Below are 15187 nucleotides of genomic sequence, written 5' to 3' on the forward strand. Positions count from 1 at the left end.
CCCGAGACGGGATTCCGCCGCTGCATGACCGACGCCCCCGTCTCACGGATCCGCAACTTCTGCATCATTGCCCATATCGACCACGGCAAGTCGACCCTGGCCGATCGCTTGCTGCAGGACACGGGCACCGTGGCCAACCGGGACATGCAGGACCAGTTCCTGGACAACATGGATCTGGAGCGGGAGCGGGGGATCACGATCAAGCTCCAGGCCGCCCGGATGAACTACACGGCGGCCGATGGCGAGGAGTACGTCCTCAACCTGATCGACACGCCTGGCCACGTCGACTTCTCCTATGAGGTGAGCCGCAGCCTGCAGGCCTGTGAAGGGGCGCTGCTGGTGGTGGATGCCAGCCAGGGCGTGGAAGCCCAGACCCTGGCCAACGTGTACCTGGCGCTGGACAACGATCTCGAGATCATCCCAGTGCTCAACAAGATCGATCTCCCCGGGGCGGATCCGGATCGGATCAAGGAGGAAGTGGAGGCGATCATCGGCCTTGATTGCGACAACGCCATTCCCTGTTCGGCCAAAACAGGCCTTGGTGTGCCCGAGATCCTGCAGGCGGTGGTGGATCGGGTCCCCCCGCCGAAGGATGCGGTGGAGGAACCCACCAAGGCCCTGATCTTCGACTCCTATTACGACCCCTACCGGGGTGTGATCGTCTACTTCCGCGTGATGAGCGGCCGGATCAATTGCAAAGACAAAGTGCTGTTGATGGCCAGCAAGAAGACCTACGAGCTTGATGAGATCGGGATCATGGCGCCGGATCAGAAGAAAGTGGATGAGCTCCACGCTGGTGAGGTGGGCTATTTGGCGGCCTCTATCAAGGCCGTGGCTGATGCCCGTGTTGGCGACACGATCACCCTGGTGAATGCGCCGGCTGATGAGGCCCTCCCTGGTTACACCGAGGCCAAGCCGATGGTGTTCTGTGGCTTGTTCCCCACAGAGGCCGATCAGTACCCGGATCTGCGCGATGCCCTCGACAAGCTGCAGCTCTCAGATGCGGCGTTGAAGTACGAACCGGAAACCAGCAGCGCCATGGGCTTCGGCTTCCGCTGCGGCTTCCTCGGCCTGCTGCACATGGAGATCGTGCAGGAGCGGCTCGAACGCGAGTACGACCTTGATCTGATCGTCACCGCGCCATCGGTGATCTACAAGGTGAACATGATCGATGGCTCAGAGGTGATGGTGGACAATCCCGCCACACTTCCCGATCCGCAGAAGCGCGAGTCGATCGAAGAGCCCTACGTGCGCATGGAGATCTATGCGCCGAACGAGTACAACGGCGCCTTGATGGGCCTCTGCCAAGAACGGCGCGGCGATTACGTCGACATGAAGTACATCACCACCGATCGGGTGACGTTGATCTACGAATTGCCGCTGGCTGAGGTGGTGACCGACTTCTTCGATCAGATGAAGACGCGCACCCAGGGCTATGCCTCGATGGAGTACAGCCTGATCGGCTACCGCAAGAACCAGCTGGTGCGCCTTGATGTGCTGATCAACGGCGAGCGGGCCGATGCCCTCACCACGATCGTCCATCAAGACAAGGCCTACAACGTGGGCAAGGCGTTGGTGGAGAAACTCAAGGAACTGATTCCTCGCCAGCAGTTCAAGATCCCCATTCAGGCCTCGATTGGTAGTCGAATCATTGCCTCCACCAGCATCAGCGCCATCCGCAAGGATGTGCTCGCCAAGTGCTATGGCGGTGATATCTCAAGGAAGAAGAAGCTGCTGAAGAAGCAGGCCAAGGGCAAGAAGCGGATGAAGGCCATGGGCAAGGTGGATGTGCCGCAGGAGGCCTTCATGGCGGTGCTGAAGCTCAATGATGGAGGGGGAAATTAACCCTCCATCATTCTGATGAATCAAAGGTCTTCGACTTTAATATAGGCGCCAGAAGTTTTGCTCGAGAGGAGTTGCATCCATGTGGAATCAAGCCCCACACTTGTTGAATTGATTTTGATAGATAGATTCCCATTGGTTACCCGTGTTGCATTTAATCCGGCCGGGAGTTTGCCCTGTGGCTTGGCCGGTCGGCAACCGAAGCTCGCCATCACGCCTCGAGATGGCTCCGATCCTGTTGTGTACAGCCTCGGACCAGCGCCATCGGCGATCTGGCGCGGTGATGTGTTGATGCGCTGCGGCCCTGCCTTTGACCTCCAGGGCGGTGTCCGCAGCGGCAGCCGCTATCAGAACCGTGTTGTCTTGGATGGCGTGGACCGTTTTCAACTCCATCAGCCGTCTGGACTGCCGGTGCTGCAGATGCAGCTCGAACAACGCACCCGCCTGGGAGGCCGGGTCCGCTCCCAGGGGGTTGGTTAGGGCTCGGTGATCGGCTCTGGCTCTGGAGCCATCAGGAAGAACACCGTTAACGCCACTTCAGACAGCGCCAGCAGCAGATGGTCCAGCCAGCCGAATTCCACGCCCATGCCCATGGCGGTGATCCAGCTGTTCACCACCACCATCACCGTCGCAAAGATCGCAAGGATCAGTGCAGGAACAGGCCGCAGCAATCGCCGTTGCCTCCAGAGCGTCCACAACAGTGGCCGCAGCACCAGCGTGCAGATGCCATGCAGGACGCGCATCGACACATCGCTGTGCATGTGGGGTGTGATCGCAGCCCAGAGGTTCACCGGGATCAGCAGTGAGCAGAACACCAGGAACGAAATCATGAGGGCAACACCACGGTGAAGCAGCTGCCTTCGCCGAGGCGGCTGTGCACCTCAATGCTGCCGCCCATGCCCTCCACAAGCAGCTTCACAACGGAAAGTCCTAAGCCTGAGCCTGTTTTTAGGGGGGCGTTACTGCCGCGCTGAAAACGTTCAAACACCTTGTTCAACTCGGTTTCAGGAATGCCGATGCCTTGGTCAATCACATCGATCAAGACGGCACTGTCGCTCTGCCGCAGCACCAGTCTGATGGCGGCCTCCCCAGGGGAATACTTGTCGGCGTTTTCGATCAGATCCAGCAGCACCTGGCGCAGGCGAGCGGGATCGGCCTGGGCCACCGCATCACGGGCTGTTGGATCTTCAGGCAGCTCCAGCAGCAGCGGGCGGCTCAAGGTGTTGCGGGCCAGATCGGCCACCTGTTCCAGTTGGTCGGCGAGGCGAACCGGCTCCTTGGTGATTGCCAACCGGCCGGAGTCGCCGCGGGAGAGGTCCAGCAGATCGTCCAGCAGCCGGCGCATGCGGATGCTTTCCTCCTCGGCGGTTTGAAGCTCCTTCACCTGGTTGGCATTGAGGTTGTCGCCCCGTTTGATCGTGCGGTGCAGATAGCCCTGAACGATGGTGAGGGGGGTGCGCAGTTCGTGGCTAACAGCGCTCACGAACTGGCGTTGCTGGCTCCAGGATTGGGCCAGCCGTTCGAGCAGGTCGTTGTAAGTACGGCTCAGCTGCATCACTTCGATCGGGCCTTCGCCCAGCTGAAGTTTTGCTGTGGCCAGGGTGTCGGCGGTGAGTTCAGAGCTGGCGGCATTGAGCTGATCCAATGGCTGCACCACCCGCCGCACCACCCAGCTCACGCTCAGCAGGGTGATGGCCAGGCAGCTGCCCCACACCATGATCATCAACACCAGATAGTTGTTCAGGGCCTGAAGGTTGGAGCTGGCCCGTTGGGCCATCCAAAGACGGGAGCCATCGGGCAGCTCTGCTTGACCAGCTCCGTCAGTAGCCGTTCATTTTCGAACTCAATCGTGCGCTGCACCCCCGGCTCACGGCCGGGGTTGGTGGCCATGGCGGTGTGGATGGCGACTTCTGAAATGGATTGGTGGATGCGGGGTCGCAGCAGTGTTCCGTTGTCGTCTTCGATCCAGAGGCTGGTGTTGGCATTGGAGTGGAACAGCAACTCCTGTTCGAGCCGGGCGGGGTCGTCTTGCAGGCCACTGATGGCTTTGTCGCAGAGCGCGATGCTTTGGCGGGCCAACTGCTGGTCGTTGGCCAGCAGATTGCGCTGACCGATCAACAGCCCCACCGATGAGGCCCCGGTGAAGCCGAGGAAGACCACCAGATAGGTGGCCAGCTGCAGCTGGCCTTGCAGGCTGCCCAGCAGCTGTTGTCGCCAGCGGTAGCGAGACGCCATGACTTCATTCTTCCGCGGTTCGGGAGACAATGCATCTGCCTGAGGCCAACCTGCCCGTGATCCGCAGCCTCTCCACCCGTATGGCCCGTTGGGGCCTGGTGATTGTGGGGATCTACCTGCTGGTGGCTTTGATCACGCCGTTGTTGGTGACGGCTGGCATCCTTCCGGACGCCAATGCCGGCCTGGAGAACCCGATCTACGCCGGTCCCAGCTGGACCCATTGGTGCGGCACCGACAGGCTCGGCCGGGATGTGTGCGTGCGCACCATGGCCGGCAGTGGAGTGGCGCTTCAGGTGGTGTTGCTGGCGGTGGGTGTGGCCCTGCTGGTGGGTGTGCCCTTGGGCATGGTGAGTGGTTATTTCGGCGGGGCTGTCGATCGCCTGATGGTGCTGCTGATGGACACGCTCTACACCCTGCCGGTGTTGTTGCTTTCGGTGGTGTTGGCCTTTCTGCTGGGCAAGGGCATCCCCAATGCCGCCGCCGCCCTTTGTGTGGTGTACGTGCCGCAGTATTTCCGCGTGGTGCGCAACCAAACCGCCCAGGTGAAAAGCGAGCTGTTTGTGGAGGCCGCCCAGAGCCTGGGGGCAGGGCCGCTCTGGGTCCTGCGGCGCTACCTGTTCCGCAACGTGATCACCTCCGTGCCGGTGCTGCTCACCCTCAATGCCGCTGATGCGGTGCTGGTGCTTGGGGGATTGGGATTTCTCGGTCTGGGCTTGCCGGAGACCGTGCCTGAATGGGGTGGCGATCTCAATCTGGCCCTTGCAGCAGTGCCCACCGGGGTGTGGTGGACGGCGCTGTTCCCCGGTCTGGCGATGTTTGTGTTGGTGCTGGGGCTGTCCTTTCTTGGTGAAGGCATCGAGGCCTGGGTGAGCGGCGCAGAAGCCAGGCCCGCGTCAGACTGACCCCATCGGCACGGGTGTGATGGCCTGGTGGATCAGCTTGCTGTTGCTGAGCATGGCAGCGTTGCTGTGGAAAAAGAGCTGCGACAGCACCGATGACGTGATCGCTTTGCTCGAGCGGATCCTGGCCACCACCCTGCTGCTGGTGGTGGTGCTGGTCAGCCGCAATCTGCTGCTGGAAACGGCGGTGTTGATCGCCGCGGTTCAGTTGCCTGGGGTGCCGCGGCGACCGCGCTGATTTCAGGCTGGTTTCGGTGCCTTCACCTCACGGATCGAAATCCGGCAGGAGCTTGGGAAGATGGCATGGGCCGCTTCCACGGCATGGGTGAGATCGTCGGACTGGAGCATTTCTTCGCCCCATTCGTTGCCGCAGTGGTAAGTGACCGCGTACTGGTGCAGCTGTTTGTTGTCCATTGCTGACATTCCGCTGCTTTGGTTATGGCCCAGGGTTCATGGAGATACAAGTCTTCCGTCGAATCAGCAGCGCAGCTTCACAGTTCGCGGCAACTCCTCCATCAGCTCTCCCTCCTCACTCAAGGCGGGGTAAGGCCGTTCCTGCTCCCGGCACCAGCGGGCCACCTCGGGGTAGGACCACTCAAACAGCAACTGCTGGTACTGCTCTGGCTTCAGGCCTTCCCCCTGGGTTGGAGCCAGGCCGGCCACTTGGCGTTGGCGCAGCGCCTCAAACAGCAAGGTCGCGGTGGCGACCGACACGTTCAGGGACTGAACCATGCCGCGCATCGGGATGAACAGCGCTTCATCCATCAGGTCCCGGGCCTGATCGGTCAGCCCCCATTTCTCCGCCCCGAGCACGAAGGCGGTGGGTCCAGTGAAGTCGCACTCCCGGTAGTCCTTGGCATCCACCCCGAGATGGGTTCCGTAGAGCCGGAACCCTTTCGCTTTGAGATAGCGGATGGCTGTTTCGGTGTCGGGATGGTCGTGCAAAGGCACCCATTTCTGGCTGCCCTGGGCCGTGCTGTTGAAGGTGCGTGGCCGCCCGTCAAAACTCACCGCGTGGGCTTTCAGCGCCCCGACGGCATCACAGCTGCGCAGGATGGCGGAGAGGTTGTGGGGTTTCTCCACGTGTTCGAGCAGCACCGTGAGATCCGCCATGCGGTGGTTCAGCACGGATTTCAGCCGCTCAAACCGTCGCGGCAGCAGGGGCATGGGCGGTCAATCGGGTGAGAGCAACAGGTTGGGGTTCTTCCATGCTTTGGGGTCTGGAACGACAATCGGGAAGTCAGCGCTTCCGTCGCCATCCAGATCCCGCCCAAGGATCCCTCCGTTGAACCGTACGTCTCCGGCGGCACGTTTGATCAACGTGTCTGGAGCCAGGTGGCCCGCATCCCCCACGGTCGCTTGGCGACCTACGGCCAGATCGCTGAGTTGATCGGTGCCTTTGGTTGTGCGCGTCAGCTGGGTTGGGCGCTGCGGCGTCTCAAGCTCCCGTCCGTCGTTCCCTGGCATCGCGTGGTCAACGCCCAGGGGCGGATTTCGATGAGCCTCAGCCGTGAGGGCAGTGACTGGATCCAGCGTGATCTGCTGCTGGCTGAGGGCATTCCTGTGGATGCGGAGGGACGCTTGCCGCTGCGTCAGTTCCTCTGGCACCCGGACGCCCATGCTGGGGATTGATGCGTGCTGCTCTTGTCTGATTCGGCTCCGATTGGACTGCTGCCGCGCCGTCTCGCCTGGGATGTGTTGCAGGCGGTTGCGGCTGGAGCTTATGCCGATGTGGCGCTGGAGCGGGTGCTGCGGGAGCGGGACCTCAAGGCACCCGATCGGGGATTGGTGACCGAGCTGGCCTATGGCGCGATTCGCCAACGGCGCACTCTCGATGCCTGGCTGGATCGGTTGGGCAAGGTGCCGGCGTTGAAGCAGCCGCCCAAGTTGCGCTGGCTGTTGCATGTGGGTCTTTATCAACTGCTGTTGATGGAGCGGATTCCAGATTCAGCAGCGGTGAACACCGCCGTGGAGTTGGCCAAAACCAGCAAGGGATTGGCCCGGCTGGCCCCTGTGGTGAATGGGGTGCTCCGGGCGGCGCTGCGGGCACGGGAGGCCGGCGAAACCCTGCAACGGCCCAACGATCTGGCGGCTCAGCTGGCCCAGGCCCATTCCCTGCCGGATTGGTTCACCCGGTTGTTGATCGAGTGGCGCGGGGCGGAGGGGGCCGCGGCGGTGGCCAGCGCCTGCAACCGTGTGCCGGATCTGGATTTGCGGGTGAATCGGTTGCGATCGAGCCCTGCGCAGGTGCAGCAGGATCTGGCCGCGGCTGGCATCAGCACTGAGTCCATCGTTGGTTGTCCCGATGGCCTGCGCATCTCAGGCCACAGCGGCGATCTGCGCCACTGGCCCGGCTATGCCGAGGGCCATTGGTGTGTGCAGGATTGTTCGGCGCAATGGATTGCACCTCTGCTCGATCCCAAACGGGGGGATCGCATCCTGGATGCCTGTGCGGCTCCGGGGGGCAAAGCCACCCATTTGGCGGAGTTGGTGGGGGATCAGGCGGAGATCTGGGCTGTGGACCGTTCAGCCGGACGGCTCAAGCGCGTTGCGGCCAATGCCGCCCGGCTGGGCCTTGCCTCTATCAATGCCCTGGCTGCGGATGCCGCCAATCTTTTGGAGCAGCGCCCCCAATGGCGTGAGTCTTTCCAGAGGATTTTGATCGATGCCCCCTGCTCGGGGCTTGGAACGCTGGCCCGTCATCCCGATTCCCGTTGGCGGGTGACGCCCCAATCCATTCGTGGTCTTTTGCCCCAACAACAGGCTCTGCTGGATGGCCTTCTGCCGTTGTTGGCTCCCCAAGGCGTGTTGGTGTACGCCACCTGCACCATTCATCCCGATGAAAATCAGGCACAGATTCAGGCTCTGTTGAAGCGTCACCCAACGCTGCGCCTGGAGCAGGAGAGCCAGCTCTGGCCAGATCAAGCCAGCGGGGGAGATGGGTTCTATTCGGCTGTGCTGCAGCGGGCCTAGGGCCTTGGATCAATCCCGTGTCCAGCGTCGTCCCTGGCGATCGATGTTGCGGTCTGGAGCGCTGTTTCTCCAGAGGTAAGGCGTCTGGCGAGGTGCAGGTGCCACGGGCGTGGGTGTGGGTTGGTCTGTCTCAACCGTTGGTTGAGCGGCATCTTGCTCGGCGGTCGCCTTCTGCTTTGGTTTGGGTTGGGTCTTCGGCGGCTTGGCAATCGTTTTCGGGTCGACAGCCAAACGCACTTTTCGCTTCGTCTTGGGTTTGTCGGGGAAGTTGCGTACGGGGATCTCGTCCTTGATCTGGAGCATGAATTGCTTCCACGCCCATGCCGCTTCGCCGCTGGTGCTTTTGGTGGCGCGGTCGTCGTCGTATCCGAACCAGACGCCTGTTGTGAGCTGAGGAATCGAGCCGATGAACCAGAGATCGCGGGTGTTTTCTGAGGTTCCCGTCTTTCCGGCCACCTGTCGATCATCGAGTTTGGCGGCGATGCCGGTGCCGCCGGTCACCACCCGCTGCAGCATCCAGTTCATGGTGTCTGCCACATCACTATCAACCGCCCGCTTGCCTCGGTTGTCGCTCAGGCGCCGGCTCCAAAGCAGCTCATTCTTGGGTCCGCGAATTTCCTCAAAGGGGCTGGGTTTGAAGAACACTCCGCGGTTGGCCATTCCGGCATAGGCGGCGGTCATGTCGAGGATGGTTTGCTCGTAGGCCCCGATGGCCATGGGGTAGTACTTGCCGAGAGGTCGCTCGGTGCCGATGTTGAAGTTGTTGGCGATATCGATCACGGCATCAAATCCAACGATGTCCTGCAGTTGAACTGCCACTGTGTTCAGCGAGTTCTTCAGCGCATCGGCAAGGGAGATGTTGCCGTAGTACTTGTTGCCAAAGTTTTTGGGGCAGTAGCCGTTCCAGCAACGCTGGGCATCAAACACTTTGGTTTCGGGCTTCATGCCCCGATCAATGGCGGCGGCGTAGGGAAACAGCTTGAAGGTGGAGCCCGGAGAGCGCAGCGCCAGGATGGTGCGGTTGAACTGGCTCTTGGAGAAATCCTTGCCGCCCACCATCACCCGCACCAGCCCGTTGCCGGGATCGATCGAAACCATCGCACCTTCGGTGTCGAAGGGGGCATTGGCTCGAATCACCTGCTGAGCTTTCTTCTGCCAGTCGAGATTCAGGCTGGTGCGCACCTTGACTCCGCCCACTTCCAATTGTTCGGGCGTCAAGAATTTGGGCAGCTCCTGGGCAATCCAGGTGGTGAAGTAAGGCGCTGAACTGTTGAAGTACTTGGGTGTTGCGGGCTTCAGTCCAAGCGGGCTGGTGCGACCTCGCTCCGCTTCGCTGGTGGAGATGAATCCGGCCTGGGCCATGCGGTCCAGAACGATCGAGCGCTGCTCTTTTGCCAGATCTGGGTTCACAAGGGGTGAATAAATTGATGGGGCCGGGGGCAGCCCGGCGATCAGGGCTGCTTCAGGAACCGTGAGCTGCTCCGGGGTTTTGGAGAAGTAGATCCAGGCCGCATCGGCAACGCCATAGGCACCGGACCCCAGGTACACGTAGTTGAGGTACTGCTCGAGGATCTGCTGCTTGCTCAGTTGACGCTCCAGCTTCATGGCCAGAGCCGCCTCCTTGAGTTTGCGGGTGATTGTGCGGTCCTGGCTCAAAAAGACGGTTCGAGCCAGCTGCTGGGTGATGGTGCTCGCCCCTTCCCTAACCGCGCCCTGGCGGACATTGGTGACGATGGCCCTGGCGATGCCCCAGCCATCCACACCATCGTGCTGATAGAAGCGCCGGTCTTCTGCGGCGATGAAAGCCTCCGCCACCGTTGGTGGCATCGCGCCGGGCTTCACCTTCTCCCGCGTCGCTGGCCCAAGCTTCTGAATCACCTTGCCATTGGTGGAGAGCAGGGTGATCGTTCCCGGCCGATTGAAGCTGGCAATCCCGCGGGCATCCGGAAGCGTGGCATCCACCATTTCCGTCAGAGCGCGCATGCCCAGAGCAGCTCCAACGCCCACTGCAGCTGCTGTGCCAGCGATCAGTGCCCAGTGCAGGCGGGTACGGTTCACATCACCTGGGTCAAGGGGCTGTGGCCCACGGCCAGAGCGGTCACCAACATGCCGAGCACCAGGAAGGGTTGGGCACTGGCCTGATATTTCACGTCAAAGGCCACGGGGTCTCGCAGCAACCAGATGTCCTGGAAGGTGATCTGGGGAACGATCAAGAGAACCAGCAGAACCGCTGCGAAATGCTGGCCGATCCCGATCAGGACGGCAACCATCGCCAGCTGAAAAACATCGATCATTGCGGCGCTGATCCAACTGGCCCGTTTGATGCCGAACACCACCGGCAACGATTGAAGCCCGAGTTCTCGGTCGCCTTCAACGCTCTTGAAGTCGTTGACCACAGCAATGCCGAGACCTGCAAGGCTGTAGGCCAGGGTCAGCAGTGCTGTGCCCCAGGTCAGCTGGCCAAACAGGGCTTGGCCTGCCCACCAGGGCAGAGCGATGTAGCTGGCACCGAGGGCGTAGTTCCCGAGCCAGCCATTCTGCTTGAGCTTCAGCGGGGGGGCTGAATAGATGTAGCTCACAAAGGAGCCTCCCAACGCCAGTAGAAAAACCACAGGCGTGGCGTGACCGGCCCATCGGTCAAGGCCGTAGGACACGCCCAAACCCGCAAGCAGCAGAACCCAGATCTGCAGCTTGACCTGGCCCAGGGGAATCGCTCCCGAGGGGATCGGGCGGTAGGGCTCGTTGATCGCGTCGATCTCGCGGTCGTAATAGTCGTTGATGGTCTGGGTGAAGCCCGCCAGTAAGGGGCCACTCATCAACATGCAGGCAAAGGCGACGAGCACGTGGTCCACCCGCCACTCGTAATTACCGCTCGCTGCGGCACCACAGATCACCCCCCAGATCAAGGGGATCCAGGTGACCGGTTTCATCAGCTGCAGCCGCAGCTTCCAGATGTTGGTGGTGCCTGAGGCACCCTTCATCCCAAGCAGCTGACGGGCGTCGCTCACGGAGTCAGTCCTCAGGCGGCGGCGATTTCGTCTTCGAAGAACCAGCTGGTGGAGCCATCGCTGAGCTCAACAACCACACCGATTCCTTTGCCGTCGACGGTGCGGAAATCCTTCACCGTGCCGTTGGCGTCCTTCTTCAGAAGGTCAACCATGGCCTGGGGAATGCGATCACGCACGCGGGTCACGCGAACCTTGGAGCCGATCGAGATGGCGTCAGCCTGGGACATGGCCTGCGAGGCTTGGAGAGTGCGCAACCCTAACAGTCGCTTTTGCGCCGAATCGATGGTTGCTCTGCGTCTGATTCCCTGCCTGGATGTCGCCCGGGGACGGGTGGTGAAAGGTGTCAATTTCGTTGGCCTGCGCGATGCCGGTGATCCAGTGGAGCTGGCTTGCCGTTACAGCCGTGCAGGGGCGGATGAACTCGTTTTCCTCGACATCGCAGCCAGCCATGAGGGGCGCGGCACCCTGATCGACATGGTGCGTCGAACCGCTGAATCGGTCACGATCCCTTTCACGGTTGGCGGTGGCATCAGCACCGTTGAAGGAATTACCGAGTTGTTGCGGGCCGGTGCCGACAAGGTGAGTCTCAACTCCTCTGCGGTGCGGCGGCCTGAGCTGGTTCGGGAGGGGGCCGATCAGTTCGGTTGCCAGTGCATTGTCGTGGCCATTGATGCCCGTCGGCGCGATGCCGGTGGCTGGGATGTGTACGTGAAGGGAGGACGCGAGAACACGGGCCTCGATGTTGTGGAGTGGGCCCAGCGGGTGGCTGGCCTCGGGGCAGGAGAGATCCTGCTCACCTCCATGGATGGTGATGGCACCCAGGCGGGATACGACCTTGCCCTGACCAGGGCCGTGGCCGATGCGGTCCCCATCCCGGTGATCGCCTCCGGTGGCGCGGGTTGCCTGGATCACATCGCTGAGGCCTTGGATGTGGGCCCCACAGGAGGCCATGCTTCCGCAGCCCTGCTGGCCTCGTTGCTGCACGACGGCGTTCTCACCGTGGAGGAAATCAAGCAAGATCTGCTCTCCCGTGGTCTGACGATCCGTCCATGAAGCCTGGTGATCCCGCGGCGGTAGAACAGCTGTTTGACGCTGTCGCTCCCCGCTACGACCGCCTCAACGATGTGCTCAGTTTCGGGTTGCATCGCCAGTGGAAACGTCAGTTGGTGCGTGCCCTGAAGCCAGTGGCAGGCGAGCATTGGCTTGATCTGTGCTGCGGAACGGGGGACCTTGCCTTGGAGCTTGGGCGCTGTGTTCGCCCCGCTGGTGCGGTGACCGGTCTGGATGCCGCCGCTGCTCCCTTGGAGCGGGCCCGCCAGCGCCAACAGCAGCAGCCTTGGTTGCCGGTGACCTTCCAGCAGGGGGATGCTCTGCAAACCGGCTTGCCCAGCGCCTGCGCTGATGGCGCGGTGATGGCCTACGGATTGCGCAACCTGGCGGACCCTCTGCAGGGGCTGCAGGAACTCCGCCGGTTGTTGAAGCCCGGCGGCCGCGCCGGGGTGCTCGATTTCAACCGTCTGCCCCAAAGCGGCGCTGCCGCCGCCTTCCAGCGTTTTTATCTGCGTCGCCTGGTGGTGCCCGCTGCCGCCTCTGTGGGCTTACGGGAGGAGTACGCCTACCTGGAGAAGAGTCTGGAGCGCTTCCCTGATGGACCTGAGCAGGAGCGCTTGGCACAGGAGGCGGGATTTGCTGAAGCGATCCATCGCTCTGTTGTGGGAAAACAGATGGGGGTTTTGATTCTCAGGGCGTGAATCTTTGGCTGTGTCGCTTGCGACGCACCCCGTTACTGATCTAGAAAAGCTAAAGAGAACGTTAAGGGGGAGGTTCCGGTTTGGCGTTTCCGCTGCCGAAGCTGCTGCCCCGCATCGAAGAGCTGCTTCAGGAAGTGCAGTGGCTGGATGGTCTGATTCTGATCACCGACTCCGAACGCGCCTGCTTCGTTTCCTTCTCGCAGGTGGATCCTCTGCTGCGTCGCCTGCGCCAGCGCCCCAAAGGACCGGAGGTGGCTGAAAAGCTCTGCATGTCCTTGCTGGATTGCCATGGCAAGGGAGGCGCAAAGCCCGTCCTGGTCTTTCAAGGGGATGGCAGCTTCTGGCTCGGAATGATTGGTCCCAGCGGCAACAATCCGCATCGCCATCACGCCATTGCGCACCTCCACCGTTGTCTGGCTTTGGAGGGCTGACCGGCCACTGGGCAGAATCGGAATCCAGGACGCCCCAACCCAGTGCATTTTCAGGTCTTCAGTTTATTGATTAATTAATCGCAACGCTTACGGCTCTACTTAATGTTAAGCCGAGAATATCTAGTGCAATAAAGCTATTTGCTATAGAAGTGTACTTGGCTGTTTTGGTTTTCATTTTGTGCGACGTAACATTATTTTTTATAAAAGTGCCAAGAGAGAGCATTAAATAGTCCGGCGGTGTGGGTATTGGATGCGCAAATTCGATTGCAGGTGTATTGCCTTCCGCGCTTGGGAGGTTAATCCTCCAGTACCACCAAGAGAAGGCGACGACGATTACAGGTATAAACAATACAAGTTCAATCAGAAGGAGTGTAGGGCTTTTAAGGGGGGAGAGTAAAAGGACGTTCATCGTTAGAAGTTCTACAGCCCAAGCAATTGATAAGTAAGTAGCAAGAACATCATTGATTTTTCTGGCTTTGAAGCCTGCGATAGAGAGGACGATCGAGATGCTGAATATGGCAAATGTTGCAGCTCCAAGGGGGTGATTTGGCTCGGTTATGGATTGAAGAAAATTATGAAGAACTTCGAGAACACTTCTTTGAAGACTTTGCTCCACGCCTTCAAGGTCAAGATTCCGGTCAAATTGCTCCGTAAAAATAAATGTTGTTAATAAGGTCAGGCTTTCAAGAGCGTTAAAAATACTGGGTTTTATTCGTTGAGGCACTTGTTTTGAATGTCAAGTCATTTTATTAATAGCTGCGCCGGGTGTGAGTAACAACCGCAGCCAATCTTTTATCAGCGACTCCCTGCAAGCAGTCTCGTTACAAGGGGCTTTAAGACTCTTTGTAGAACCATGGAGGTTTCAGGTCTTAACACTGTTTGAAGATAGTAGGTCGTAAGTGTGCACCTTCGTAATAAAAATAAACATTTATGAATTCATTGCTCTGCCGTCTGTTGATTGCGTGAGTTGCTCTCTGCGCTCACAGCGCTTCCAATGGTTGGACAAACGCTGCTTTGAGAGAATTGTCGAACTCAGGTCCAACTCGCCTAGACAGCGGCGTTGGTGAGCGAGACAGCGCAACGCGTTTGTGTTTCCTGTCCAACTGATGTCCAACTCCACGGACACCCAAATTCAAGGCTAGGACTGCGTTTTGTACTTTCAGGACATCATCAGCACGCTCAACAGATTCTGGGCGGATCAGGGGTGTCTGTTGTTGCAGCCCTACGACACCGAGAAGGGTGCCGGCACCATGAGCCCCCACACGGTGCTTCGTGCCATCGGGCCAGAACCCTGGGCGGTGGCTTACCCCGAACCCTGCCGTCGCCCCACCGACGGCCGTTATGGCGATAACCCCAATCGAGCCCAGCACTACTTCCAATACCAGGTGCTGATCAAGCCATCCCCAGATGGCATCCAGGAGACCTACCTGGCGTCACTGGAGGCGTTGGGCATCAAGGCCGCTGACCACGACATCCGTTTCGTCGAAGACAATTGGGAGTCCCCCACCCTCGGCGCCTGGGGTGTGGGCTGGGAAGTGTGGCTCGACGGCATGGAGGTGACCCAGTTCACTTATTTCCAGCAATGCGGCGGCATCGACTGCAAGCCCGTTTCGATTGAGATCACCTACGGCCTCGAGCGGCTCGCCATGTACCTCCAAGACGTGGAGAGCATTTGGGACCTCAGCTGGAACAGCGAACGCAGTTACGGCGAGATCTGGCTGCCGTTTGAAAAGGGGCAGTGCCACTTCAACTTTGAGGCCTCCAATCCCGAGCGGCTCAAGCAGTTGTTCGCCATCTACGAAGCGGAAGCGGCTGATCTGATCGAGAAGCAGCTGCCGGCACCGGCCTTGGATTTCGTTCTGAAGTGCAGCCACACCTTCAACCTGCTGGAGGCCCGTGGCGTGATTTCCGTGACGGAGCGCACCGCCACTATCGGCCGGATCCGCAACCTGGCCCGCAGGGTCGCCGAAGCTTGGCTGGCGGAACGGGAGGCGCTTGGTTTCCCGCTCTTGAAAGGGGGAACTCTCGAGACAGCGGCCTGATGGTTT

20 protein-coding genes are annotated in these 15187 nt (G+C 60.4%); 10 read left to right on the forward strand and 10 right to left on the reverse strand.

Annotated features, from left to right (window positions below; all coding sequences use genetic code 11):
* The first annotated feature begins 24 nt into the window (after positions 1 to 24).
* The gene (lepA, locus tag SynA1562_RS03970) at positions 25 to 1845 is read left to right on the forward strand and encodes a translation elongation factor 4 (RefSeq protein WP_186494828.1); all 1821 of its coding nucleotides are present in this window, start codon (positions 25 to 27) and stop codon (positions 1843 to 1845) included.
* 180 nt (positions 1846 to 2025) lie between these two features.
* Positions 2026 to 2322: a hypothetical protein gene (locus tag SynA1562_RS03975; RefSeq protein ID WP_186494829.1), complete on the forward strand. Its 297-nt coding sequence runs from the start codon at positions 2026 to 2028 to the stop codon at positions 2320 to 2322.
* Here the strand turns inward: SynA1562_RS03975 and SynA1562_RS03980 are convergent.
* From SynA1562_RS03980 to SynA1562_RS03990, 3 genes are read right to left on the reverse strand one after another with little or no spacing between them, the layout of a single operon-like run.
* The gene (locus SynA1562_RS03980) at positions 2319 to 2672 is read right to left on the reverse strand and encodes a hypothetical protein (protein ID WP_186494830.1); all 354 of its coding nucleotides are present in this window, start codon (positions 2670 to 2672) and stop codon (positions 2319 to 2321) included. The genes SynA1562_RS03975 and SynA1562_RS03980 overlap by 4 nt on opposite strands.
* Positions 2669 to 3619 carry a sensor histidine kinase KdpD gene (locus SynA1562_RS03985; protein ID WP_186494831.1) on the reverse strand — a complete coding sequence of 317 codons (951 nt, stop codon included), beginning with the start codon at positions 3617 to 3619 and terminating at the stop codon, positions 2669 to 2671. The genes SynA1562_RS03980 and SynA1562_RS03985 overlap by 4 nt, the downstream gene beginning before the upstream one ends.
* A complete protein-coding gene (locus tag SynA1562_RS03990; protein WP_186494832.1) occupies positions 3583 to 4077 on the reverse strand; it encodes a hypothetical protein in 495 nt (164 codons plus the stop codon). Before SynA1562_RS03990 ends, SynA1562_RS03985 begins: the two co-directional genes overlap by 37 nt.
* Positions 4078 to 4106: 29 nt before the next feature.
* Here SynA1562_RS03990 and SynA1562_RS03995 point away from each other — a divergent pair, with 29 nt between their 5' ends.
* A complete protein-coding gene (locus SynA1562_RS03995; RefSeq protein ID WP_186494833.1) occupies positions 4107 to 4979 on the forward strand; it encodes an ABC transporter permease in 873 nt (290 codons plus the stop codon).
* A gap of 19 nt (positions 4980 to 4998) precedes the next feature.
* Positions 4999 to 5214, forward strand: coding sequence for a hypothetical protein (locus SynA1562_RS04000; RefSeq protein WP_186494834.1), 216 nt, complete (start codon positions 4999 to 5001; stop codon positions 5212 to 5214).
* A 2-nt stretch (positions 5215 to 5216) separates the two neighbouring features.
* Here the strand turns inward: SynA1562_RS04000 and SynA1562_RS04005 are convergent, their stop codons facing one another.
* From SynA1562_RS04005 to SynA1562_RS04015, 3 genes are all read right to left on the reverse strand, one after another.
* Positions 5217 to 5390, reverse strand: a complete 174-nt coding sequence (locus tag SynA1562_RS04005; RefSeq protein WP_186494835.1) for a hypothetical protein — start codon at positions 5388 to 5390, stop codon at positions 5217 to 5219.
* 63 nt (positions 5391 to 5453) lie between these two features.
* Positions 5454 to 6143, reverse strand: a complete 690-nt coding sequence (gene trmH, locus SynA1562_RS04010) for a tRNA (guanosine(18)-2'-O)-methyltransferase TrmH (protein WP_186494836.1) — start codon at positions 6141 to 6143, stop codon at positions 5454 to 5456.
* A gap of 6 nt (positions 6144 to 6149) precedes the next feature.
* Positions 6150 to 6296 carry a hypothetical protein gene (locus tag SynA1562_RS04015; RefSeq protein ID WP_186494837.1) on the reverse strand — a complete coding sequence of 49 codons (147 nt, stop codon included), beginning with the start codon at positions 6294 to 6296 and terminating at the stop codon, positions 6150 to 6152.
* On the opposite strand from SynA1562_RS04015, the gene SynA1562_RS04020 reads away from it, so the two are divergent.
* The gene (locus tag SynA1562_RS04020) at positions 6240 to 6608 is read left to right on the forward strand and encodes a methylated-DNA--[protein]-cysteine S-methyltransferase (protein ID WP_186495302.1); all 369 of its coding nucleotides are present in this window, start codon (positions 6240 to 6242) and stop codon (positions 6606 to 6608) included. The two genes, SynA1562_RS04015 and SynA1562_RS04020, sit on opposite strands and share 57 nt — an antisense overlap.
* 3 nt (positions 6609 to 6611) lie before the next feature.
* Positions 6612 to 7949 (forward strand): 16S rRNA (cytosine(967)-C(5))-methyltransferase, encoded by a 1338-nt coding sequence (locus SynA1562_RS04025; RefSeq protein WP_186494838.1) that lies wholly within the window; start codon positions 6612 to 6614, stop codon positions 7947 to 7949.
* Positions 7950 to 7958: 9 nt separating this feature from the next.
* On the opposite strand, the gene SynA1562_RS04030 is transcribed toward SynA1562_RS04025, so the two are convergent.
* Genes SynA1562_RS04030 through SynA1562_RS04040 form a run of 3 tightly spaced genes read right to left on the reverse strand, consistent with a single transcriptional unit; the run spans position 7959 to position 11184 of the window.
* The gene (locus SynA1562_RS04030) at positions 7959 to 10007 is read right to left on the reverse strand and encodes a transglycosylase domain-containing protein (RefSeq protein ID WP_186494839.1); all 2049 of its coding nucleotides are present in this window, start codon (positions 10005 to 10007) and stop codon (positions 7959 to 7961) included.
* Entirely contained in the window at positions 10004 to 10957 is a 954-nt protein-coding gene (gene chlG / locus SynA1562_RS04035) for a chlorophyll synthase ChlG (protein ID WP_186494840.1), read from the reverse strand. The genes SynA1562_RS04030 and chlG overlap by 4 nt, the downstream gene beginning before the upstream one ends.
* A gap of 11 nt (positions 10958 to 10968) precedes the next feature.
* Entirely contained in the window at positions 10969 to 11184 is a 216-nt protein-coding gene (locus SynA1562_RS04040; RefSeq protein WP_114988478.1) for a DUF2862 domain-containing protein, read from the reverse strand.
* A gap of 55 nt (positions 11185 to 11239) precedes the next feature.
* Between SynA1562_RS04040 and hisF the strand changes: the two genes are divergently transcribed.
* The 3 genes from hisF (at position 11240) to SynA1562_RS04055 (ending at position 13139) form a co-directional block, all read left to right on the forward strand.
* Positions 11240 to 12010 (forward strand): imidazole glycerol phosphate synthase subunit HisF, encoded by a 771-nt coding sequence (hisF, locus tag SynA1562_RS04045; protein ID WP_011363801.1) that lies wholly within the window; start codon positions 11240 to 11242, stop codon positions 12008 to 12010.
* The gene (gene ubiE / locus SynA1562_RS04050; RefSeq protein WP_186494841.1) at positions 12007 to 12708 is read left to right on the forward strand and encodes a bifunctional demethylmenaquinone methyltransferase/2-methoxy-6-polyprenyl-1,4-benzoquinol methylase UbiE; all 702 of its coding nucleotides are present in this window, start codon (positions 12007 to 12009) and stop codon (positions 12706 to 12708) included. Before hisF ends, ubiE begins: the two co-directional genes overlap by 4 nt.
* A gap of 80 nt (positions 12709 to 12788) precedes the next feature.
* Positions 12789 to 13139 (forward strand): hypothetical protein, encoded by a 351-nt coding sequence (locus SynA1562_RS04055; RefSeq protein WP_186494842.1) that lies wholly within the window; start codon positions 12789 to 12791, stop codon positions 13137 to 13139.
* 70 nt (positions 13140 to 13209) lie between these two features.
* On the opposite strand, the gene SynA1562_RS04060 is transcribed toward SynA1562_RS04055, so the two are convergent.
* A complete protein-coding gene (locus tag SynA1562_RS04060) occupies positions 13210 to 13863 on the reverse strand; it encodes a hypothetical protein (protein WP_186494843.1) in 654 nt (217 codons plus the stop codon).
* A gap of 427 nt (positions 13864 to 14290) precedes the next feature.
* Between SynA1562_RS04060 and glyQ the strand changes: the two genes are divergently transcribed.
* Entirely contained in the window at positions 14291 to 15181 is an 891-nt protein-coding gene (gene glyQ / locus SynA1562_RS04065) for a glycine--tRNA ligase subunit alpha (RefSeq protein ID WP_186494844.1), read from the forward strand.
* The last annotated feature ends 6 nt before the right edge of the window (positions 15182 to 15187 follow it).

The organism is Synechococcus sp. A15-62, from assembly GCF_014280075.1.
GTDB lineage: Bacteria > Cyanobacteriota > Cyanobacteriia > PCC-6307 > Cyanobiaceae > Parasynechococcus.